At 49.4% G+C, this 21,465-nt stretch carries 18 protein-coding genes, 1 pseudogene and 1 riboswitch; of the genes and pseudogenes, 11 read left to right on the top strand and 8 right to left on the bottom strand.

Annotated features, from left to right (window positions below; translation table 11 throughout):
* Positions 1-127 precede the first annotated feature (127 nt).
* Positions 128-1,498, top strand: a complete 1,371-nt coding sequence (locus tag J7E85_RS29465) for an amino acid permease (protein WP_215163501.1) — start codon at positions 128-130, stop codon at positions 1,496-1,498.
* A 55-nt stretch (positions 1,499-1,553) separates the two neighbouring features.
* Here J7E85_RS29465 and J7E85_RS29470 read toward each other — a convergent pair whose 3' ends face one another.
* Positions 1,554-2,723 carry a serine hydrolase domain-containing protein gene (locus tag J7E85_RS29470; RefSeq protein WP_483311349.1) on the bottom strand — a complete coding sequence of 390 codons (1,170 nt, stop codon included), beginning with the start codon at positions 2,721-2,723 and terminating at the stop codon, positions 1,554-1,556.
* Between the two features lie 184 nt (positions 2,724-2,907).
* Between J7E85_RS29470 and J7E85_RS29475 the strand changes: the two genes are divergently transcribed.
* Positions 2,908-3,360, top strand: a complete 453-nt coding sequence (locus J7E85_RS29475; RefSeq protein ID WP_215163504.1) for an Lrp/AsnC family transcriptional regulator — start codon at positions 2,908-2,910, stop codon at positions 3,358-3,360.
* Positions 3,361-3,444: 84 nt separating this feature from the next.
* On the opposite strand, the gene J7E85_RS29480 is transcribed toward J7E85_RS29475, so the two are convergent.
* The gene (locus J7E85_RS29480) at positions 3,445-4,650 is read right to left on the bottom strand and encodes an MFS transporter (RefSeq protein WP_215163506.1); all 1,206 of its coding nucleotides are present in this window, start codon (positions 4,648-4,650) and stop codon (positions 3,445-3,447) included.
* 809 nt (positions 4,651-5,459) lie between these two features.
* On the opposite strand from J7E85_RS29480, the gene J7E85_RS29485 reads away from it, so the two are divergent.
* From J7E85_RS29485 to J7E85_RS29495, 3 genes are all read left to right on the top strand, one after another.
* The gene (locus tag J7E85_RS29485; RefSeq protein WP_076322293.1) at positions 5,460-6,494 is read left to right on the top strand and encodes a LacI family DNA-binding transcriptional regulator; all 1,035 of its coding nucleotides are present in this window, start codon (positions 5,460-5,462) and stop codon (positions 6,492-6,494) included.
* Between the two features lie 120 nt (positions 6,495-6,614).
* Positions 6,615-7,265: a beta-phosphoglucomutase gene (gene pgmB, locus J7E85_RS29490; protein WP_215163507.1), complete on the top strand. Its 651-nt coding sequence runs from the start codon at positions 6,615-6,617 to the stop codon at positions 7,263-7,265.
* A 90-nt stretch (positions 7,266-7,355) separates the two neighbouring features.
* Complete coding sequence (locus J7E85_RS29495; RefSeq protein WP_215163508.1) at positions 7,356-9,659, top strand: glycoside hydrolase family 65 protein; 2,304 nt, start codon at positions 7,356-7,358, stop codon at positions 9,657-9,659.
* Positions 9,660-9,900: 241 nt separating this feature from the next.
* Here the strand turns inward: J7E85_RS29495 and J7E85_RS29500 are convergent, their stop codons facing one another.
* Both J7E85_RS29500 and J7E85_RS29505 read right to left on the bottom strand, forming a co-directional pair.
* Complete coding sequence (locus J7E85_RS29500; protein WP_215163510.1) at positions 9,901-10,935, bottom strand: EAL domain-containing protein; 1,035 nt, start codon at positions 10,933-10,935, stop codon at positions 9,901-9,903.
* Between the two features lie 205 nt (positions 10,936-11,140).
* Entirely contained in the window at positions 11,141-12,679 is a 1,539-nt protein-coding gene (locus J7E85_RS29505) for a diguanylate cyclase domain-containing protein (protein WP_215163512.1), read from the bottom strand.
* A gap of 179 nt (positions 12,680-12,858) precedes the next feature.
* On the opposite strand from J7E85_RS29505, the pseudogene J7E85_RS29510 reads away from it, so the two are divergent.
* From J7E85_RS29510 to J7E85_RS29535, 6 genes and pseudogenes are all read left to right on the top strand, one after another.
* A pseudogene (locus tag J7E85_RS29510) lies at positions 12,859-12,954 on the top strand (VOC family protein); the annotation flags it as partial.
* Positions 12,955-13,125: 171 nt separating this feature from the next.
* Positions 13,126-13,237: riboswitch (TPP riboswitch) on the top strand.
* A 114-nt stretch (positions 13,238-13,351) separates the two neighbouring features.
* Positions 13,352-14,383 (top strand): ABC transporter substrate-binding protein, encoded by a 1,032-nt coding sequence (locus J7E85_RS29515; protein ID WP_215163514.1) that lies wholly within the window; start codon positions 13,352-13,354, stop codon positions 14,381-14,383.
* Between the two features lie 91 nt (positions 14,384-14,474).
* Complete coding sequence (locus tag J7E85_RS29520; RefSeq protein WP_215163515.1) at positions 14,475-14,768, top strand: MTH1187 family thiamine-binding protein; 294 nt, start codon at positions 14,475-14,477, stop codon at positions 14,766-14,768.
* Positions 14,765-15,520 carry an ABC transporter permease gene (locus J7E85_RS29525; RefSeq protein ID WP_215163516.1) on the top strand — a complete coding sequence of 252 codons (756 nt, stop codon included), beginning with the start codon at positions 14,765-14,767 and terminating at the stop codon, positions 15,518-15,520. Before J7E85_RS29520 ends, J7E85_RS29525 begins: the two co-directional genes overlap by 4 nt.
* Before the next feature lie 54 nt (positions 15,521-15,574).
* Positions 15,575-16,408: an ABC transporter ATP-binding protein gene (locus J7E85_RS29530; RefSeq protein WP_215163517.1), complete on the top strand. Its 834-nt coding sequence runs from the start codon at positions 15,575-15,577 to the stop codon at positions 16,406-16,408.
* 80 nt (positions 16,409-16,488) lie between these two features.
* A complete protein-coding gene (locus J7E85_RS29535; protein WP_215163518.1) occupies positions 16,489-17,304 on the top strand; it encodes a TatD family hydrolase in 816 nt (271 codons plus the stop codon).
* A gap of 32 nt (positions 17,305-17,336) precedes the next feature.
* Here the strand turns inward: J7E85_RS29535 and J7E85_RS29540 are convergent, their stop codons facing one another.
* The 4 genes from J7E85_RS29540 to J7E85_RS29555 form a co-directional block, all read right to left on the bottom strand.
* Positions 17,337-17,513, bottom strand: a complete 177-nt coding sequence (locus J7E85_RS29540) for an aspartyl-phosphate phosphatase Spo0E family protein (protein WP_076322303.1) — start codon at positions 17,511-17,513, stop codon at positions 17,337-17,339.
* A gap of 157 nt (positions 17,514-17,670) precedes the next feature.
* The gene (locus J7E85_RS29545; RefSeq protein WP_215163520.1) at positions 17,671-19,224 is read right to left on the bottom strand and encodes an extracellular solute-binding protein; all 1,554 of its coding nucleotides are present in this window, start codon (positions 19,222-19,224) and stop codon (positions 17,671-17,673) included.
* Positions 19,225-19,289: 65 nt separating this feature from the next.
* Positions 19,290-20,174 (bottom strand): carbohydrate ABC transporter permease, encoded by an 885-nt coding sequence (locus J7E85_RS29550; RefSeq protein ID WP_076322305.1) that lies wholly within the window; start codon positions 20,172-20,174, stop codon positions 19,290-19,292.
* Between the two features lie 32 nt (positions 20,175-20,206).
* Positions 20,207-21,187 (bottom strand): ABC transporter permease, encoded by a 981-nt coding sequence (locus J7E85_RS29555; protein ID WP_098741717.1) that lies wholly within the window; start codon positions 21,185-21,187, stop codon positions 20,207-20,209.
* Between the last annotated feature and the right edge of the window lie 278 nt (positions 21,188-21,465).

Genomic DNA, 21,465 nt, shown 5'->3' on the forward strand with positions numbered 1-21,465 from the left:
TAAATCTGCAGTCCACCACGACATGCAGACTAAAATGAAATGCAGGATAGGTATTCTGGTCAGACTATTATATTATGGGTTGTGTACAAGTGTCAGCAACTTAGAGAGCAATTGCAGAAAGAGAGTGATGAAATACCATGCAGGAAGAAACGTTAAAGCGGGGTTGAAAAACAGGCATGTTCAGCTGATGGCCATTGGAGGCGCGATTGGTACGGGCCTGTTTCTGGGGGCAGGCAAAACGATTCAATTGACAGGACCATCCATTCTGCTTGCCTACATTATTACAGGCATTGTGCTGTTCCTGATTATGCGTGCATTAGGGGAGCTGTTATTAAGTAATTTGCAGTACCATTCCTTTGTTGATTTTGTGCGTGATTATCTGGGGAATATGGCAGCTTTTATTACCGGCTGGACCTACTGGTTTTGCTGGATCTCCATCGCCATGGCGGATATCACGGCTGTCGGGTTGTACACCCAATTCTGGTTTCCGCACGTACCGCAGTGGATGCCGGGGTTAATCGCTCTGGTGATTCTGTTGATCATGAATCTGGCGACGGTTAAGCTGTTTGGTGAAATGGAGTTTTGGTTTGCCTTGATCAAGGTGTTGGCGATTCTGGCCCTGATCCTCGTCGGACTTTTTATGATCGTCAAGGGTTTCTCGACGGATAAAGGACCCGCCAGCTTTGCAAACTTATGGAATCATGGAGGCATGTTTCCGCATGGAATTCATGGTTTTCTGTTATCTTTTCAGATGGTCGTATTCGCTTTCGTAGGCATGGAGCTTGTTGGTCTAACGGCCGGTGAAACGGAGAACCCCGAGAAGGTCATTCCTAAGGCGATTAACCAGATTCCGATTCGGATTCTGATCTTCTATGTTGGGGCACTGCTGATCATTATGAGTATTTACCCGTGGGACGCGATTGTACCAAGCGAAAGCCCGTTCGTACAGGTATTTGCAGCAGTGGGGATTGCGACAGCAGCCGGAATTGTCAATTTCGTTGTGCTGACATCTGCGGCTTCCGCGTGCAATAGTGCCATTTTTAGTACAAGCCGCATGATCTTCTCGATGGCCAAGGACCGTAACGCTCCTGATTCGTTGGGACGTCTGAATGGCAGGAAGGTGCCTTCCAATGCCTTGTTCTTCTCTACCACGGTCATCCTGATCGCGATTATTCTGAACTATGTCATGCCGGAGGGCGTATTCACCCTGATTACAAGTGTGTCGACCGTTTGCTTTATCTTTGTTTGGGGAATTACCGTGATCAGCCATCTGAGATACCGCCGTATCCGGCCAGAACTGGCTAGCCGCAATACGTTCAAGCTGCCGTTATATCCGTTCTCGAACTACTTTATCCTGGCATTTCTGGTCTTTGTCCTTGTGGTATTGGGGCTGGCAGAAGATACACGTGTGGCGCTGTTTGTAACACCGGTATGGTTTATCCTGGTTGCCGGGATCTACCTTCTCCAAAAGAGAAGCTGGAGCGGAAACAGACAGTAGGATATAGCTTCGTTGCAAAATAAAACCGCCCCATGATATTGGGCGGTTATTCGTATTATGTTCTTGCAGCCTCTTTGCTTTCACGAATGCCTGCGTAGACGGCCTCACAGATATCGGTGGTATATTGGCCTGACATCCCTTCAAGTGCCGTATTGGTGAATGCAGCAACACTAAGTTCTTCCCTTGGATCAACAAACCATGAATGGCCGTAGGTTCCACCCATTCGCCACGTACCCGGTGATTCCGGTGTACCAGCTGCCATAGGGTCTTTAAGTACCGTAAAACCAAGGCCAAACCCCCTTCCCGGCCAATACGGCATCACGAGTTCACCGATTTGATTGGTGGACATCTCAGCGGCAACGGCTTCGGTAAGAACTGGCTTTCCTCCTTGCCGCAGTGTCTCAAGTAAAGTAAGAAAATCTCCGGTACTTCCAACCATACCCGCTCCACCCGATGAATAAGCAGAAGTATCATTCGCGCGGTTGGGTGCAAGCCGGAAACCGGCTGTACCTTCCATAAACGGGACCTGCTCCAACTCATCATGGAGAAGGCGCGGTTCTTCAGGACCATCTGCGTATGCGGCGGTCAACCGATTCGGATCCACGGCAACAAAATCAGTGTCAGTCATGTGAAGTGGATGAGTAACGAGCATTTGAACAGCCTCTTTTAATGACATTCCGGTGACCTTTTCGATAACAGCTCCGAGTACATCCGTTGCAATGGAATACCTCCACATGTTCCCTGGCTCATACAGAAGAGGAGCAGAAGCGAGCCTTTGGAGATTCTCTTCCAAACTAATTCCAGCCAAATCCATCCCGTCCGATATCCCTGCAAGTTCATAGGTTCCTTGGTCTTCTTGGAAGAAACGGTATGTCAAACCAGCGGTGTGCGTCATCAACTGATGAACCGTTATTAAAGCGTACTGACCATTGGAAAGCTTGGGCCGGAATGCAGGCAGCCAGCGGGTCACCGGATCATTCAGACTCAGCTTTCCTTGCGAGATCAATGCCAGAGCTGCTGTCGATACAATGGGTTTGGTTACGGAAGCAAGCCGAAACAGCGCGTTTTCCGACATGGTGCGCTTATGTTCCCTGTCCGCGAAACCGGCAGCCCGGCTGTACACCAGCTCCCCTCCTAATGCAACCTGTACAACAGTTCCCACGATTCTTTTTTCGCTCAGAGCGCGGTCGACTGCTTGATCCACATAAGAATGCAATGTCGTCATGTTTTCTTTCCCCATTCCTATCTTCCTCTCTTAAGGTGATGTGCTTGATTAATTATGATGACTATGTTAATTATATAAATGATTTATCTGATATCACATAAGACATTAAAGATATTAGTATCGATTAGCGAATATACTTAAGGTAATTCCTAATCATATCTTATAGATTAAAGGAGTGGGTTTCATGGACGAAATTGATCAGCATATTCTGTTTCACTTGGAGAACCAGGCGAGATTATCCATGACCGAATTAGGCAAGCTGGTGGGATTATCTCAGCCCGCTGTTACTGAACGAGTTAAGCGAATGGAAGAAAAGGGGGTCATCGAAGAATATCGTACCGTGATCTCTCCATCCAAAGTGGGTAAGCAGAGTACGGCATATGTTCTTTTTCGGACACGGGATTGTTATCCTTTCCTGGATTTCTGCCGCTCGTCACCTGAAGTTGTGGAATGTTATCGGATCAGTGGGGAGTATAATTATTTGTTGAAAATCCTGACAGACTCCATCCAGGGACTGGAGGAGTTTGAGAACAAGTGCGATCCGTACGGCACCTATATGACCTTAATTACCATGTCTTCTCCTATTGCATATAAGAATCTTATGGAAGGACCGAATTTGCTGGCTCAGGCAGAATAAGATTGCAGTCTTCAAAATGACAAGTAAAAGAGGAGTCCACATCATGTGAACTCCTCTTTCTTCTCATGCATAACTGCCTTCCTGTCAATTTCCTCTGGAAAATCCATATTTATGAGCAAGTATGGCTACGAGCAAAGCGGGAATCAGCAGGATAAACAGCGAGCCGGGAAGGTATCCAGCCCCAAACAGCTCAAGAAGGATGCCGCCGACGATGCCTCCTCCGCCAATCGCCAGATTCCATGCTGTAACCAGCATGGACTGGGCTACATCTGCGCTCTTGCCCCCGGCTTGAGCAACGGCAGTTTGCAGCAGTGTGGCTGCCCCGCCAAACGTAAGTCCCCATATCATGATTCCAAGGATAATAATTGCAGGTTGATGAATCCCCATTCCCATTCCTACAGACGCCAGGGCGAATGCCGCCATGCTGATTAGAACCAATCCCCTCAAAAACCGGTCGATGAGCATTCCCGTTACCCAAATCCCCACAATGGAGGTGATGCCGAAAATGAGCAAAATCAGGTCTACTCTGTTAGCAAGCACGGTCTGGGCAAGGTAGGGAGAAATATAAGTGTATAGAATATTATGCGCCAGGATCCAGGCCAGAACAACAAACAGAATAGGCCTAACCCCTGGGATTAAAAACACCTTATGCAGCGGAAGACGTTCACCTGCCGGCTCTCCGGCAAAATCCGGCACTTTCCAGAGAACCCAGACGATTAAAGCTGCTGTTAGCAGAGATACAGTACCGAAGATGAAGCGCCAGCCGACATAAGAACTGAGAAAACTGCCGATGGGGACACCAAGGGCTAATGCCAACGGTGTGCCAACCATAGCCACGGCCATTGCTTTGCCTTTTAACGAATCCGAAACCATCCGACGTGCATAACCTGCCGTCATTCCCCATAACACGCCTGCAGATACTCCGGCCAGGAAACGGGCGGCAAGTGTCAGTATATAATCTGAGGATAAAGCGGTAACGGTGTTAAAAACCAGAAAGCCGCTGATGCATACCAGCAGGAGAGGCCGACGTCTCCATCCACGTGTAGCAGCAGTCAAGGGAATGGCAGCAACAAGGGATCCAATGGCATAAAGAGTGACCAATTGTCCGGTAAGGGCCTCTGTGATCCCCAGGTCTTTTGCAATTTGGGGCAGCAGACCCGCAGGCAGGCTCTCAGTGAGGATACAAATAAATCCAGCCATGGCTAATGCAAGCAGCCCGGCCCAAGGAAGGCGTTCTGAAGAGATGGAATGTAACTCCCGTTTGATTGGGAGGGATGTGTTAGCGCCCATTCATAAAACCCCATTTCTTATATTTTTAATCCTTTCCAGAACTATGCATATAAGCTTATATAAAAAAAGCTTCATTTTGCATGCCAGATTAAAGGAAAGAAAGGAGTTTTATCATGATATTCCTTTTATTTTGTTAGTTTTTCCGTTAATTTAAAGACCTGCCGTGTATGTAACCACTCCATGATTCTCAGGGCGGCTTCCATGTATCGCTGCTAGTGATTTGATTTGATATCAAACTATTTAATCAAAAAAAACTTTCAGCATATTTTTGGAGATATCCTCAAAAACGGATAGCGCAAACGTTTGAATTTAAATCTGCTAGGGTTTTCCAGTAAAACGGTTACATATTAGGGTTTAACTTTAGTTCCATCTTCTTTTTGTCAGTACGGCCACTTTTTCGCCTAACTATATCACAAACACCTCCTCTGTTTTGTTAAATCGTTTGCACAATGCCGTTTTAAGTTGTTTTTCGGGCTTTTTTGGTGATAATGTGGACCTTTCTCCCGTTTTCTAACCCTTGCTTCCTTTTTGATGCATTTGTGAAATAATTGCGCTGGACTGACTTGGATACGTATTTACAAGCCTATCGATTAACGTTAATATAGCAGTGTGAAACCGTTTAACATACCGGATCAATATGGCTTTAGATCAATAGGTATCATGTATACTCAGGGCCTGACAGACCCACAATTAAATAAAGAAGAACGGTCCGCGATTAGCGGAAGTTACTCTTCTGAATTAAGAGAGAACTCCAGTAGTCGCTTTCTTATTTTCAAAAAAACGCAAACGGTTCCACTGGAGGTCCTATTATGTCTGTAACGATTAAAGATGTTGCAAAACGAGCGGGCGTATCCCCCTCCACCGTCTCACGGGTGCTTTCCAATCATCCTAGAATCAGCCGCGAAACCTCGCGTAAGGTGAAAGAGATCATGGAGGAAATGGGCTACCATCCCAATATTATGGCTAAGAGCCTTGTTTCCAAAACGACGGAAAGCATATGCGTCATTCTGCCGAAACCTGCGGAAGAATTGTTCCTCAACTTATTCTTCATGGAACTGATCCGCGGTATCGTCACCCAAGCGAACCGCTCCGGATACGACGTCGTTCTCAGTTCGGGCGGCAACGAGAAGGAAGAGGTCGAAGCCGTATCCCGGCTGCTTAACGGTCGCCGCGTCGATGGCGCTATTTTGCTGTACTCCAGGCAGGACGATAAGGTGGTTGATTTTCTCAAGTCCAACAACTATCCGTTCGTGCTTGTCGGCCGGAGCGAGAAATACCCGGATCTGTTATCCGTCGATACGGATAATGTGCAGGCTGCCTATGATGCAACCAAGCATCTGATCTCCCTTGGACATCAACGGATCGGCTTTGTCAGCGGCCCGCCAAACCTGATCGTATCTCAGGACCGGATGAAAGGCTATGGGAAAGCGCTTGCCGATGCGGGTCTGGAGATGAGAAAAGAATGGATTGTCGAAGGCGAGTTCCTCCAGGAGAGCGGCTACCGCGCCATGTCCTTTTTCATGAACCTGCCTGAACGTCCGACGGCGCTTGTCATTGTTGACGATATTGTCTCTTTCGGCGTGCTGCGGGGACTGCATGAGCTAGGGTATAAGGTGCCCGAAGATGTATCCATTATCAGTTTCAACAACATCTCATTGACCGAACTATCGACCCCGCCGCTGAGCAGTGTGGACATCGGAATTTATAACCTGGGTTATACCGCTTCCCAAGCGCTGATCCAGACCATTCGTAACGATGACAATACGATACTGCCGCACCGCTATATCATTCCGCACCGGTTGATGATCCGCGAATCCTCGATGTTTTCGCTGCCGAAGTCTTAAGGTCCGGATCGAATCGCGGAAGATACACGAAGTATTTTCAAAATAAAGAAGCATCGTGGTGCTTCCTTTATTTTTGCAGCTTGGTTCAAACGTTTGCACTAATTCGTAAGGAGGATGTTCATGTCATCCATATCCGCTTGTTTATTTGATCTTGACGGCGTTCTGGTGGATACCGCCAAGTATCACTACATTGCCTGGAAGCGTCTTGCCGGGGAACTCGGCTTTGAATTCACTGAGCAGGACAATGAACGCCTGAAGGGAGTAAGCCGCATGGCCTCCCTCGATATTCTGCTCGAGGTTGGCGGAGTGAAGCTGGATGAAGGCGCCAAGCTGGCACTGGCCGAGAAGAAGAACGCCTGGTATGTCGAGTATATTTCCAACATGGATGAATCCGAGATTTTGCCTGGAGCCCTCGAATTTATCCAAGCGCTGAAGGACCGCGGCATCAAGGTTGCGCTGGGCTCTGCCAGCAAAAACGCCATGCTGATCCTGAACAATACCGGCCTCACTCCTTACTTCGACGCCATTATCGATGGAACGAAGACTGCCCAAGCGAAACCGGATCCAGAGGTATTTACGATGGGCGCTCATGAACTTGGCGCCCGGCCTGATGCCTGCGTCGTATTCGAGGATGCCGAAGCCGGAATCGAAGCTGCCACGCGCGCGGGCATGCGCAGCGTCGGCATCGGTTCGCCTGAAACCTTGGGGCGGGCCAGCATCGTTCTTCCCTCCTTGGAAGAGTTCACGGTAGACCGTCTGCTGGAGTTGTAAGCGAATGAGCACGCATGCTTACGGCATCCAGTAGTTTCATCCCATATAGATCTGCAACCATTTTCCCTAAAAACAAAGGAGCCGATGATTGTGAAACAATATTTAAAGCTTGATGAATGGTCAATTATTGAGGAGGGCTTTGATCCTCACACGCATGAGATCTCGGAGAGTATCTTCAGTATCGGGAACGGATTTATGGGCCAGCGCGCCAACTTCGAGGAATCCTACAGCGGCTCCTCCCTGCAAGGCAGTTATATGGCAGGCGTGTATTATCCGGATAAAACCCGTGTAGGCTGGTGGAAGAACGGTTATCCCGAATATTTTGCCAAAGTGCTGAACAGCACCAACTGGATTGGCATCGGTATTGAAATCGACGGCACGCCGCTTGATCTGGCCCAGTGCACGGTGAAGGATTTTGTGCGTGAGTTGAATATGAAGGAAGGCTTCCTCTCCCGCAGCTTCACTGCTGTCATGGAAGACGGCAAAGAACTCAAGGTTGAAGCTGTCCGTTTTGTCAGCATTGTACGCCACGAGATCGGCGCCATTCGATATGGCGTAACTCCGCTCAATTTCGCTGGAGAGCTTACGATAACGCCATATCTCGATGGCGATGTGAAGAACAAGGACTCCAACTATGACGAGAAATTCTGGCTAGAGGTATTCAAGGAAGCGGCGCAAGGTTCGGCTGCATTGACCGTGAAGACCAAAAAACTCGATTTCCACGTAACCTCTGTCATGTCTTATACCATTTTAAAGAACGGCGAGAAGCTGGAACTTCAAGCCGAACTGGTGGAGAAAGAGAAATATGTGGGGAACCGCGTAAGCGTGCCGGTATCTGAAGGCGAAGCCATCACCATCTATAAATATGTGGCTAACGTTACTTCCCGCAATTATGGATTCGGCGAATTGGTGGATGCTGCACGTGCTGTGCTGGAGCCGGCGGCCCGGACCGGATTCGAGCAGCTGCTGAAGGAGCAGGCCGATGCATGGGGTGATAAATGGAAGGAAAGCGATATCGTCATTGAAGGCGATGTAGCGGCCCAGCAAGCGATCCGCTTTAACATCTTCCAGCTGAACCAAACCTACAGCGGCGAAGACGACCGTCTGAATATCGGGCCAAAGGGCTTCACCGGGGAGAAATACGGCGGCAGCACCTACTGGGATACCGAGGCGTATTGCCTTCCGTTCTACCTGAGCACCGCGGATGCCAGCATCTCGCGCAACTTGCTGATTTATCGTTATAAGCACCTGGAAAAAGCGAAGGAAAACGCCAAGAAGCTCGGCTTTACCAAAGGCGCCCTCTATCCTATGGTGACGATGAACGGCGAGGAATGCCATAACGAGTGGGAGATTACCTTTGAGGAAATTCACCGTAACGGCGCGATTGCCTATGCCATTTATAACTATGTAAATTATACCGGCGACTTCTCTTACCTCGGCCAATACGGTCTGGAAGTGCTCGTGGAAATCTCCCGTTTCTGGGAAGAGCGCGTGAATTACGTACCGGCGAAGGATCAGTATATGATGCTGGGCGTTACCGGTCCGAACGAGTACGAGAACAACGTGAACAACAACTGGTACACCAACCGTATTGCCAGCTGGACGATGGAATACACGCTCGACGTGCTCGAATATTTAAAAGAGAACGAGAATTCCCGCTATGCCGAGCTTACGGCGAAGCTTGCGCTGCAGGATGTCGAAACCTCCAAATGGCAGGATATCATCAGCAAAATGTACTACCCGGTAGATGAAGAGCTCGGCGTGTTCCTGCAGCAGGACGGGTTCCTCAACAAGGAGCTTGTTCCGGTGAAGGAATTGGACCCAGTCCACCTTCCCCTGAATCAGAACTGGTCCTGGGACCGCATTCTGCGTTCGGTATACATTAAGCAGGCTGACGTGCTGCAAGGATTGTTCTTCCTTGGCGACCAGTACGACTTGGCTACGAAAAAACGCAACTTCGACTTTTATGAACCGTTCACGGTACACGAGTCCTCCCTTTCGCCATGCGTACACTCCATTCTCGCCTGCGAGCTTGGGTACCAGGAGAAGGCGTACGAGATGTACCTCCGTACAGCTCGGCTGGATCTGGACAACTACAACAACGATACCGAGGACGGCTGTCATACAACCAGTATGGCGGGAACCTGGATGTCCGTTGTGCATGGCTTCGGCGGCTTGCGTGTGAAGGACGGCGTATTGCATTTGAATCCATTCATTCCAGGTCACTGGTCTTCCTTCTCCTTCAAGGTGATGTTCCGCGGATCCCGCCTGAAGGTCAACGTAAAAGGAAAGGAAACCATCATCGTGAACGAAACGGATACGCCGGCTGTCCTGAACGTGAATGGCAAGGAATACAGCATCGACGGATTTGGAGAGGTAAAAGCCGCAAGATAACAGGCATGCGTCTTCAAAAGCACCAACTTATATAAAAACAAGAGCCCTGGAGAACATTCCAGGGCTCTTGTTTTTACAGAAAGTGGGCTCCTTCAGGCATCATTACTCATTCTGAAGGACCTGTCTTCACCATGCCTAGCATCTGTATTGTCCGAACTCAGCCGAAGGCTGCGGCAATCAGATGTGAAAGTTCCTCATCAAGATGGCGGGGGAATTACCGATTATGTATGCTATGAATAGATTAGTTGAGAATGAGGTCACGCGGAGGTCGTTCAGATGGCTTCCCAAACAAATACCCCTGCGAGAGCTCGATTCCGATTTCTCGGCAAAAATGAAACTCCTCCCGTCTCTCAATGCCTTCAGCCAGCACCATGGCCCCAAAATCATGAGCCATGTTGGTGATCATTTTGAGCTGCTTCTGCTGGGCGGGATTACGATCGCAATGGTCGATCAGACTCCGGTCGATCTTTACATAATCCGGCTTAAGCTTAATCATCTGTTCCAATGTGGAATACCCTGCGCCGACGTCATCCATGGCTACCGAGATTCCATGACTGCGATAAACCTCAAAAATCGATTGCAAATGCTTAACATCATCAATCTTCTCGGTTTCCACGACCTCAAATACGAAATCCCTCGGATCCAGATGGAGCCTGTCAATGGTATTAAAGGTGTGGCTTAGACACATCTGCGCATCATATATGGAGGATGGCAGGAAGTTCACGAATCGCTTCACGCCGATAGGAAGCCACTCGGCACTGGTCTCAATGGCACTGGTTCGTGCTGCCCGGTCCAGAAATGCATGCAATCCGGTTTTACGGGCTGTCTCAAACAGCTCATACGGCTGGAACCTGGCTCCCCACTCTACCGGACGAAGGAGAAATTCGTAGGCCACGATCTGCTCGGATGTATCCACGATGGGCTGCATGTAGCTCGTAAACTGCTTATGTAAAATGATACTCACCATATCGTAATGCTCCATCTGCAGTTCGAACTTCTGCATAGGGGTCCACGAATGCCGGATTTGCGGAGCTTCTCCACCGGTAACACAGAAGGACAGCTCTTGACGAATCTTCAGCGGAAGGGGCTGCAGACACTTTATCATAGAGATCAGGTCCGCACGTACCTTGTAATTCACAGCACAACCCTCATTGTTCTCTTGTACCGTGTAGCCGTTCACTGCCAGCAACTGAATAAGCTCACCACTTGCAGGCTTCATATGAATGGTCCCCTGGTCCTCAATCGGTTCAAAGGTGCTGCAATTGTCGCAAATCATGTTCGTCCTCCTTGGCAAGCTAGCTCTCACTATGCTTCTTATCGGCATTTTGAATATGATTTCTTTGCATTTTATGGATTTTATATCGAAGTTATGACCTATTTTAAGAGAAATGCGCAAGATTCGTGCAATGATTGCGCCAAATTCTACAAAAATCGACTTATATTGCTTTTAACAACCTATTGTCGATACTATGGTCATACATTCATTTACTCACCTTTTGATCCAAAAGCTGCAGCAGCATCGTCCGCTCTACATCAAAATGCCAGGGGGCGTTCCGTTCCTTCGCCGCATACATCGCTGCATCCGCACGACCAATCAGCTCCTGGTCATTTCTGGCATGATCTGGATAAACCGCAATACCGATACTCGGCGTGGTTCGGACCTCATGCCCTTCCAGCTCGTACGGCTCACTAAGCATCGTCCAGATCTCCTCCGCCATCCAGATCAGCTCCTGATCATCGCCGGCCGGATGGATCATAACCGTGAATTCGTCTCCTCCTAAACGGGAAACCAAAACTCCCTTGGATTCGAGTGATTGAAGCCGGTCTGCAACCTTTCGTATCAACAAATCGCCGGCACGGTGGCCGTATCGGTCATTGACTCGTTTGAAACGGTTCATATCCATATACAGCAAGCCTACACGGGAACCTGTGCGGTCCGCCTCCTTCAGCGAACTTGACAGCCTTGCATTAAAATAACGACGATTATACAGACCCGTAAGATCATCGCGATGTGCCAGGGATTCACTCTGCATCAGACTTTCATGCAGTCGATCAAACAAGCGGTCGTTCTCGAACTGGATCAAAATCTGCCTGAATAGGATCAGGATAACGCACAGGGAAAGGCCGGTAAACAGTCCATTCCACCCTCCAAAATGCTGCGCCATAAGGGCAAACATCCCGCCGAGCACGCTGTAGGGAAGCAGGTACCTTACGATCAGGTTTCCGGTTGAACGAGGCTCCCGCTCGCCAACAGATGGATTACGGGTATCAGGAGCGGACTGTCCGCCTGCGAAACTAATGAAAAATACCGATAACGTATAGAGTGGATACAGGTAAGAGCGAACCTCGATATCCAAAAGATCAACGAGATAGATGTACAGAACATCTCCGGCAATAAATGTACTTCCGCCAAGACATAACAGGATGGCCGCCCATTTCCTTAACTGTCCGGTATTAAAATACAACACCAGTGTAAAAAAAATAAGTACCATTGCGCACAGTGGATACAGCATGTCCACCCAAAGGTTTCCCCATGCTGCCTCATGGGCCAGACCCTGAAGCTCAGGCTTGATGAAATATTCCCATCCTACCGTCATGACCGCTATGCCAACAATCAGGATATCCAGCATAAACCGCAGCCCCCGAAACGAACCCTGAACATGCCGGAATAAATAAATGAGAGAACTTGCGAACAGGATAAGTTCGAGCCCCCAGAACAAATGGGTTAGAACTGGCAGGAAAGCGCTCTCTTTTCCAAACCAGATATTGCATGCGTGGAGGGTTCGGGCCACTGCCTCCCCCATCAATCCGAGACTCACAATAAGCCAAAACCTGCCAAGATGAACCTCAAAACGCCGACGGATCCGCATTAAATAAACGGAAGCGGCTGCAGGAGAAATAATGACTAGAACACGCTGAAGCGATAAAGCATCAGGCATCCACAGAGCGATCATTATCTGAATGAATGCATATATTATGGCGAGTCGAATCCACAGATGATCTGCTGGAGTTGGACTCATAAGCATTCCTCCTCGGCCAAAAGGTAAGCTGGTTCACTTTAAGTGTGTTAGGTCTTTTGAATTAACATCTCTATTTCTCATGATACTTTTTGCCCACACAAAAGTAAAGATGAGGAAATGAAAGAAAAATCATCTTATTAGCCTGTGCACGAACAACATAACACCCACTTGACGTTCCTCACATTGACGAGGAAATCGTGACGCTTCCGAACGGGTACCGCTATTTCTTCGTGCACGGTCCCGAAGGAGAATGGATTGAGTTCTTCCAGCGCTAACCTCTGCGTAGAAGCCGTATTCAAATACTTTATCTTGTGAAAGGTTTATAGCATCAATTAATTCTCCCATTGCATTAGTGTTCTAACAAAGACCTGTCTCGTTCGAGCCTCTTCGAACTAGACAGGTCTGCTGTGTTAGGACTATAATAGCGGGTGTACTGATCGAAACTTCATAAATACCGGGGGAGCTGGAATTTGGCCGGCTGAGAGTGTATCCGACATGATACTGACCCTTACACCTGATCTGGGTAATGCCAGCGTAGGAAGCCCATGTTTGCGGCAGCTATTTATTTGCCGTGGTATACACTTACGCCGTCATGCGTCCTGATATCATCAGGGCGTTTTTTTTGTGGAGTTGCGAGGTAATAGAAAGAGAACTTAAAGGAGAGAAGAAACGATGAAGAAGGGAAGATGGATTCCGCTGCTTCTCGCTTGCGTCCTGCTGATGGTTGCGTCTGGATGCGGTACAAGTGGAGAGAACAAGAAGACAGGTGCCACAGGCGAAGACAGTCAGTCTCCCGGGAAACTACGTGACGTACAGCTGATGCTCGATTGGTCTGCCAATACGAATCACACCGGCCTGTATGCAGCGAAGGAGCTTGGGTATTATGAGGAAGAAGGGCTTAATGTCCAGATCGTCCAGCCGGGAGCAGGCGGAACGGATACGCTGGTTGCATCCGGAAACGTGCCATTTGGCATCAGCTATCAGGAAGGCGTAACGCTGGCCAGAACCCAAGGATTGCCGCTCGTCTCCATTGCGGCGATCATTCAGCATAATACATCCGGCTTTGCCGCCCCCAAGGACAAAGGCATCGTGAAGGCAGGCGATTTTGAAGGGAAATCCTATGGCGGTTGGGGCTCGCCTGTGGAGGAAGCGGTCATGAAATCCATCATGGAGATCGATGGCGCCGATGTCAGCAAGGTGAACATGGTTAATATGGGCGATGCCGATTATTTTACGGCCGTCAAACGCGACATTGATTTTGCCTGGATCTTCTATGCTTGGACGGGTATTGAAGCCGAGCTTCGCAATGAGCCGCTTGACATGATTTATGTGAAGGACTACTCCGAGCAGCTTGACTATTACACGCCGGTGATCGTAACGAACGAGAAGCTGATCCAGGAGGACCCTGAACTTGTCAAAGCGTTCATGCGGGCGACTTCAAAAGGATACGACTATGCGATTCAACATCCCGAAGATGCAGCAGCCCTGCTGACGAAAGCTGTTCCCGACCTGGATGCCGAACTGGTTCTAGCCAGCCAGAAATGGCTGAGCCCCCGTTATCAGGATGATGCATCCCGCTGGGGCGAACAGAAAGCCGAAGTATGGTCGGGGTACGCAGACTGGATGTTTGAGCGCAAGCTGCTGGAGAAGGAACTTGACGCTGACAGCGCATTTACCAATGATTTTTTACCGGAGAAGCCATAAGGTTATTTCTATTTATAAGAAGAGAGACGGCCTTTGCAGCAGGCTGCCTCTCTTCCATTACAATACAGCTTGCACGAAAGGATGAGTTTATATGGCGAATACACTCTTGAGCATTCAAGTAATACCGAGAACGCCAAACGGGGCCGACAGCATCCCTTATGTTGATGAAGCGATCAAGGTTATTCAGGAATCGGGCGTGAAATACGAGGTTCATGCACTCGAAACGACCATGGAAGGAGAGCTCTCCGAGCTGCTCAAGATCGTTGAGCGCATGCACGAGGCGCTGGTGAATGCGGGAAGTCCCAGCATCATATCCCAGGTCAAAATCGCGCATCATCCAAGCGGCATCAGCATGGATAAGCTGACTGAGAAATACCGTCCATGAGAAGCTGGTGGAGTTCTGTTTGGCCGCCCGTTTTGGCGGTTCTCTTCTTTTTGGTGGTATGGCAGGCGGCAGTATCCGTGTTCGACATTGAACCCTTTATTTTGCCTGCACCGACGGCCATCGGGCATGAGGCCGTTACCGGAGCTTCCGGTCTCTTCCAGCATACAGCGGCCACCCTGCAATTAACCCTGATCGGCTTTATAATCGGCACGGCAATCGGTCTAATCATCTCGCTGGCACTGCACTTGGTGCCTTTTCTCAAAACCGCCCTTTATCCGCTTCTTATTCTTAGCCAAAATGTGCCGACAATCGCCCTAGCCCCGCTTCTCATGATTTGGTTCGGCTTCGGTATGCTGCCCAAGGTTATCGTGATTACGCTGGTCTGCTTCTTCCCTGTCGCTGTTGCGGCCCTGGATGGACTCGCACGTACCGACCGCACCATGATGAATTATATGCAGATGACGGGGGCTACCTCGTGGCAAATTTTCACCAAGCTGGAGCTGCCGCATGCCCTTCCCTCCATCTTCTCCGGGATTCGAATTGCGGCCACCTATTCGGTCATGGGGGCGGTTATCGGGGAATGGATCGGCTCGGACCGGGGAATCGGCTACTACATGATGCTGCAAAAATCCGGCTACCGCACGGATCGGGTGTTTGTTGCCATCCTGGTCATCGTCTTGCTCAGCCTGCTGATGGTGCTGCTGATCAGCCTGCTGGAGAAGCGGCTCATCCGCTGGAATCGAAAAGGTTGAGCCCCCTGTGAATAGACATTTCGAATCTTATATGAAAGGAGGCCATTTATCGATATGACACCTCAAATATCCCTGCCGCTCCAGGACGGTGCTGACCCGTCCACTGCGTTGGTCTCATCAGCACCTGCCCTCGAGGTTCGCAGCCTTCGGAAAGCCTTCCGCGACCGGCGCAGCGAAGTGCATGTACTGGATGGCCTTTCGCTTCAGGTACAACCCGGGGAATTCGTCTCCTTGATCGGTCCTTCAGGCAGCGGAAAGAGCACACTCTTCCATATCATCGGGGGATTAACCGCTCCGGATACGGGTTCGGTCCTCATGGATGGTCAGGACGTGACCGGGGAAAAAGGCCGCATCGCCTATATGCCTCAACAGCCGGCCCTGTTCCCTTGGCGTACGGTGGAGGACAATGTGCTCCTTCCCGAAGAGCTGAGAGGCACCACGAAATCCACTGCCAGGGAACATGCCCGCAGCTGGATGAAACGGGCAGGCCTCACCGGCTTCGAGAAGGCGTATCCGCACACCCTTTCAGGCGGAATGCAGCAGCGGGCGGCTTTTCTGCGCGCACTGATGAGTCCCCAGGAAGTCATGTGCCTGGACGAACCGTTCAGCGCATTGGATGCGCTGACCCGCAGCGATATGCAGCGCTGGCTGCTCGATATCTGGGAGGATACGCGCCGTTCGGTGCTGATGATTACCCATCATATCGAGGAGGCGCTGCTCCTCTCGGACAGCATCTATATCCTGTCAGCACGGCCCGGAACCATCTTGAAACGGGTAGAAGTCCCTTTCTCCCGCCCGCGCCGGGAAAACATCCTGATGGATCCGTCCTTCATCGCATTAAAAACCGAAATTTCCGCCATCATGCGGGAAGAACAGCACAAACGCTGACCGATGAAGGCCAGCGGAAATACATATATCCATGATTAGCCAAGCGCTTCGTGGAAGCTTACAAGCGAGGTTATGTAACGATGAAATCATTCACTCAAAGTGAAGCCAATTTCCCACTGTTGGATACTCATATTCATCTGGACAGCTATTCGTTATCCGATCAACAAGCGATTCTCGCGGATATCCGTCATCATGAGGTTCAATCCGTCATCTCCGTCTCCATGCATCTGGCTTCCTGCAAGCGAAACCTGGAGCTGGCCCAGCAGTACGGACCGATGGTGCGGCCGGCTTTCGGTTATCACCCGGAGCAGCCCCTCCCTTCCACTAACGAAACCGAAGAGCTGCTGGATTGGATGGCAGAGCATGCCGATGAGATGGTTGCCGTAGGAGAGGTGGGTCTCCCCTATTACGCCAGGCTGGAGGCTGAATCGGAGGGCCGACCTTGGGATAACCGCCCTTACGCCTATCTATTGGAGCAATTTATAGCATTTGCTAAAAAGCATCATAAACCGGTGATTCTGCACGCTGTATATGAAGATGCGGATATCGCATGTGATTTGCTCGAGAAATACGGCGTCACTCGTGCCCATTTCCATTGGTTCAAGGGCTCCCGTGACACCTTGCAGCGGATGGCCGGTAACGGATACTATATTTCCTTCACGCCTGACATCCTCTATGAGGAAGAAATTCATGATATGGCATGTAGGTATCCGGATCATCTCGTCATGACCGAAACCGATGGTCCTTGGCCGTTCGAAGGTCCGTTCACCGGACAGATGACCCATCCTCGGATGACGGCTGCTGTGGCTGCGGCATGGGCGGAGCTTCAGGGGCTGTCCATATCCGAGGCTCGCAGGATTTTTTATGAGAACGCCGCGAGACTTTACGATCTATAAAAAGAATCTTCATTCAGCTTTAAGTCGGTTGTTTACGCAATCGGCTTGTTTTCTTTAAGAAATCGGTTATATTGATTAATCAACTCATCAAGCACGATCGATTGACCGAGGACTTTAGGATGATTAAAATCACGATACCGCTGCTTCATCTTATGAAGCTTATGCCGTTCTTGCTCGATATTAAACTTTATGCCTTCCTTCGTTTCCATGACTTTATATCCTCCCCTCATGTAATATTTTATGCTTTAATGTAAAATTATAGGATGTATAATATTAGACATCAGAAATATAACATGGAGGGGCTTTTCCTGTTATTCACGCCAAAAAACCACAATGCAAGTTGCAGCATTGTGGTTTTGGATTTCATTATTTAATGTACTTCTCCTGATATGCCTTTGACATCTCGTCTGTAATTTCCTTCATCTTTGGATCACTCTTGATCGTTTCGATCAGTTTATCGTACGATTCAACCGGTTCTTTGCCCGTGATGACCATGACCCGCATATCCTCCACCTTCTTGGAAATCTCGGGATAGTATTTGTTATAGGCTTCCGAATACAGCTCTCCCGAAGGATTCGGAACCTTGACCGTCTTGCGCTCTGTGACAATCTCTACGTTCCGCTCATATACTTCATCCGGCATCCCTACCGCGCTGATGGCCATATCATCACTGACGAGGTGAATCATATTGTTCAAGTTGCCGTCTCCCGTCTTATCCACGGCGGCCTGCGGCGTTGCAACCTTCTTCCCGTTCTCCACATTATAATGGACACCTTCGATTCCGTAGGTCAGCATCTCATTGCCTTCTTGACTATAGCCATAATCGAAAAACTCGAGGATTTTCTTTACTTTCGCCTCCGGCACTTTCTTCGGAATCAGGTACACTCCATAGTACGGCGATCCTGAAGGCGTATACTTCACCCCGTTTGCATTCTCCAAGTAAGCAAGTGGCATCAAATCCGCCTTAGGGTCAACACCTTTCACGGCTTCGCCGGTCACCCAGGCATGGTTCATGGACATGCCCCCTACCCCTGCCTTGGCGCTTCGCATCGTGTCCATCACCTGCGAGAACTTCATGATGGCGAAGTCTTTGGGGAACAAACCCTCGTCATAAGCCTGTTTGATCCACAGCATGGCCTCCCTGGACTCGTCCGATGTCATAATCGGAGTCAGGGTATTATCGGGTTGAAGCTTCCAGGACCCTTGCGTTTCATTAAATATATTATAAATATAAGCGAGAGCCCCCGGATTTGCGGCATATGGAATCTCATCCGCCTGTCCATTACCATTCGGATCCTGTTCCTTAAAAGCCTTTAACACGTTATGGAACTCATCCAGCGTTTTCGGCGTTTCCAGCTGAAGGGCATCCAGCCAGTCCTTGCGGATCATCGGGAACACGCCGCCGCCATAGCTAGGATAATAACGAGGAATAACGATGTTCTTGCCATCCACCTTGGTGATTTCCCACATTTCCTTCAGTTCTTCGCGGTTCAAATTCGGATAGTCTTTAAGAAACGGAGTCAGATCCCAGAAGACACCCTGCTTCAGCATTTTCTGCAGCTGCGGGTTCTGCATCGTCTCCACGAAAGTAACCTCCGGTAGATCGCCGGATGCAAGCATGACATTGATCTTCTCTTCGGCGGTGGACGGCGACAGCCACGTAATATTCAGCTTGGTATTGGTGCGTTTCTCAAGCTCTTTCCATAGTACATTGGTGTTGTCTATGAATTCGGTGGCATAATTCAGGGTCTGTATCGTAATGCTGGTTGGTTCACTGCTGTCTGTTCCGCCTCCGTTATCGCTCGGTGCACTTCCGTCTCGGCTGCCGCATGCGCTAAGCAAGAGCGAGCTTGCCAAGAGCAGCACCCCCGACATTTTTAAAAACGACTTGCCCGGCTTGGTTTCCATTTTTTTCATCATTAGACCTCCCTTTTAATTTACATCTCATCTAACTGATCATGATGGCAGTTAGACCGTATATCGGATCATTCCTTGACAGAGCCTACCATCGCTCCTTTGGCGAAGTGCTTCTGCAGGAATGGATACACTAACATGATCGGAACGGTTGCAATCACGACCGCCGCCATCTTCAACGTTTCTGTTGGGACAGGCCGGTTCACTTGGAAGGCGAATCCGCCGCCGCTCCCCGATCCCATCGTTGTTGGGTCCACAAGCATATTTTGCAGCAATACTTGCAGCGGCCACATCTTCTGATCGTTAATAAACATCAGTGCGTTGAAATACGTATTCCAATAGCCGACCGCAAAGAACAATCCGAACGCCACTAACGCTGGCAGCGACAACGGCAGAATGATTCGCCAGAATACGCCGATATCATTCGAGCCGTCGATCATCGCGGCTTCCTCCAGACTTTCCGGAATGCTGTCGAAGAATCCCTTCATGAGCAGCACATACCATGCGCTGGTCAAGCTCGGCAGGATCAGCGACCAGACGCTGTCAATGAGTCCCACATTGCGGACCACCAAATACAGCGGCACCAATCCCGGCGTGAAGAGAAAGGTGATTAAGATCATAATCATGATGGCCTTGCGAAACCGAAGGCGTTTGCGGGACACCGCATAAGCCAAGCCCCCGGTAACGAGCAGGCTGAGCAGCGTGCCAACCGTAGCCAGGAACACGCTCACGGAAATCGAGGTGACAAACAATCCGTTGGACAGTAAATGCTTGTAAGCATCCAACGTCCAAACCCGGGGCCATAATATCAAGCTTCGTTGATAATATTCCACCGGATCGGTAAACGACAAAATAACGGTATAGTAAATCGGAAATATCGTTGCCAAACCGATGATCAGCAGCAGTCCGTTATTCACAAACCCGAACAGCCTGGTTTTCCATCCTTTCTCATGCATGTTTTACTCCTCCTTGTCTCTTCGCCCATCCTCTAGTACAAGCTTTCTTGACCGTACCGTCTCGCCAACCGGTTGGCCGTGACCACCAGGATGACGCCGACAATCGATTTGAACAATCCGATGGCCGTACTGTAGCTGAACTCACCCTGCCGAATCCCTACCCGGTATACATAGGTATCGAACACTTCGGCTACATTGGTAACAGGTGCATTCATCATCAGATAAATCTGTTCGAATCCCGTATCCAGAATCGTTCCCAGACGGAGAATCAACAGAATCAGGATCACGTTGCGCATCGCCGGCAGGGTAATATGCCACATCCGTCTCATTCGGCCCGCACCATCCATGACGGCTGCTTCATATAATTGCGGGTCCACTCCAGCGATAGCCGCGAGAAAGATGATGGTCCCCCACCCGACTTCCTTCCAAATGGATTGTCCCGTCAGCATACCCCAGAAATAGTTCGGGTTGGAGAGAATATCGATTGTCTCCCAATCCATGGAGATGAGCCACTTATTAAACAAGCCCTCCGATTGCGAGAACATGAGGTAGGTTAGACCGTAGATCAATACCCAGGATAAAAAATGGGGGATATACACCAGGGATTGAATGGTCCGCTTATAGAAGGAGTTCCGCACTTCATTCAGCATCAAAGATAAAATGATTGGTGCCGGGAAAAAGAAAATCAGGCTCAGAAAACTGATCGCCAGCGTATTACGCAGCAGCATCCAGAAATCATGGTTGGAGAAAAACCGGGTAAAATGCTCAAACCCTACCCAGGGGCTTCCGAGCACCCCAAAGTATGGAGAATACTCCTGGAAGGCAATTACGAGATTCGTAATCGGAATATATTTGAAAATGATAAAAAAGATCAGACCCGGCAAGGCCAGCACGTACAAATACTTGTCGCGCACAACATCCGACCATATCCGCCCCCACTTCGTTTTGGATCTCACGGGAATGGGGGGGCTCCCGCTTCCTTTTGCCGACTGAACGGTTTCTTGTGCTTTCATCGATACTCCCTCACTTTCAGCCTTGTCATCTCGTTCAACATACCGTTCACGGAATGTAGTCCTAATGTAAACGGTTGCAAGATTCCCTGCAATTCCACTTTTTTTCCGCCGTTCCCAATCCCCCTCCGTTCAATACGCAACACAAGGAAATGCTTGGTATCTACGGCATGGAGGATATTCTCGTTTCCTCGTATTGCACTTTTTTTCCACGACGAATAAACGTCCGATTCGGTTAATCGATAACGTTGACCCAACCTCAATTAGGAAGATATGATCTT

The organism is Paenibacillus sp. ISL-20 (assembly GCF_018613005.1).
GTDB lineage: Bacteria > Bacillota > Bacilli > Paenibacillales > Paenibacillaceae > Paenibacillus_AQ.

What these genes read in the sequence shown, in the direction of transcription:
- J7E85_RS29540 (WP_076322303.1), bottom strand. Translation starts at nt 17,513, where the DNA reads ATGGAAACGAAGGAAGGCATAAAGTTTAATATCGAGCAAGAACGGCAT.
- J7E85_RS29475 (WP_215163504.1), top strand. Translation starts at nt 2,908, where the DNA reads ATGGACGAAATTGATCAGCATATTCTGTTTCACTTGGAGAACCAGGCG.
- J7E85_RS29505 (WP_215163512.1), bottom strand. Translation starts at nt 12,679, where the DNA reads ATGAGTCCAACTCCAGCAGATCATCTGTGGATTCGACTCGCCATAATA.
- J7E85_RS29530 (WP_215163517.1), top strand. Translation starts at nt 15,575, where the DNA reads ATGACACCTCAAATATCCCTGCCGCTCCAGGACGGTGCTGACCCGTCC.
- J7E85_RS29535 (WP_215163518.1), top strand. Translation starts at nt 16,489, where the DNA reads ATGAAATCATTCACTCAAAGTGAAGCCAATTTCCCACTGTTGGATACT.
- J7E85_RS29550 (WP_076322305.1), bottom strand. Translation starts at nt 20,174, where the DNA reads ATGCATGAGAAAGGATGGAAAACCAGGCTGTTCGGGTTTGTGAATAAC.
- J7E85_RS29500 (WP_215163510.1), bottom strand. Translation starts at nt 10,935, where the DNA reads ATGATTTGCGACAATTGCAGCACCTTTGAACCGATTGAGGACCAGGGG.
- J7E85_RS29515 (WP_215163514.1), top strand. Translation starts at nt 13,352, where the DNA reads ATGAAGAAGGGAAGATGGATTCCGCTGCTTCTCGCTTGCGTCCTGCTG.
- J7E85_RS29465 (WP_215163501.1), top strand. Translation starts at nt 128, where the DNA reads ATGAAATACCATGCAGGAAGAAACGTTAAAGCGGGGTTGAAAAACAGG.
- pgmB (WP_215163507.1), top strand. Translation starts at nt 6,615, where the DNA reads ATGTCATCCATATCCGCTTGTTTATTTGATCTTGACGGCGTTCTGGTG.
- J7E85_RS29520 (WP_215163515.1), top strand. Translation starts at nt 14,475, where the DNA reads ATGGCGAATACACTCTTGAGCATTCAAGTAATACCGAGAACGCCAAAC.
- J7E85_RS29545 (WP_215163520.1), bottom strand. Translation starts at nt 19,224, where the DNA reads ATGATGAAAAAAATGGAAACCAAGCCGGGCAAGTCGTTTTTAAAAATG.
- J7E85_RS29525 (WP_215163516.1), top strand. Translation starts at nt 14,765, where the DNA reads ATGAGAAGCTGGTGGAGTTCTGTTTGGCCGCCCGTTTTGGCGGTTCTC.
- J7E85_RS29485 (WP_076322293.1), top strand. Translation starts at nt 5,460, where the DNA reads ATGTCTGTAACGATTAAAGATGTTGCAAAACGAGCGGGCGTATCCCCC.
- J7E85_RS29470 (WP_483311349.1), bottom strand. Translation starts at nt 2,723, where the DNA reads ATGACGACATTGCATTCTTATGTGGATCAAGCAGTCGACCGCGCTCTG.
- J7E85_RS29555 (WP_098741717.1), bottom strand. Translation starts at nt 21,187, where the DNA reads ATGAAAGCACAAGAAACCGTTCAGTCGGCAAAAGGAAGCGGGAGCCCC.
- J7E85_RS29480 (WP_215163506.1), bottom strand. Translation starts at nt 4,650, where the DNA reads ATGGGCGCTAACACATCCCTCCCAATCAAACGGGAGTTACATTCCATC.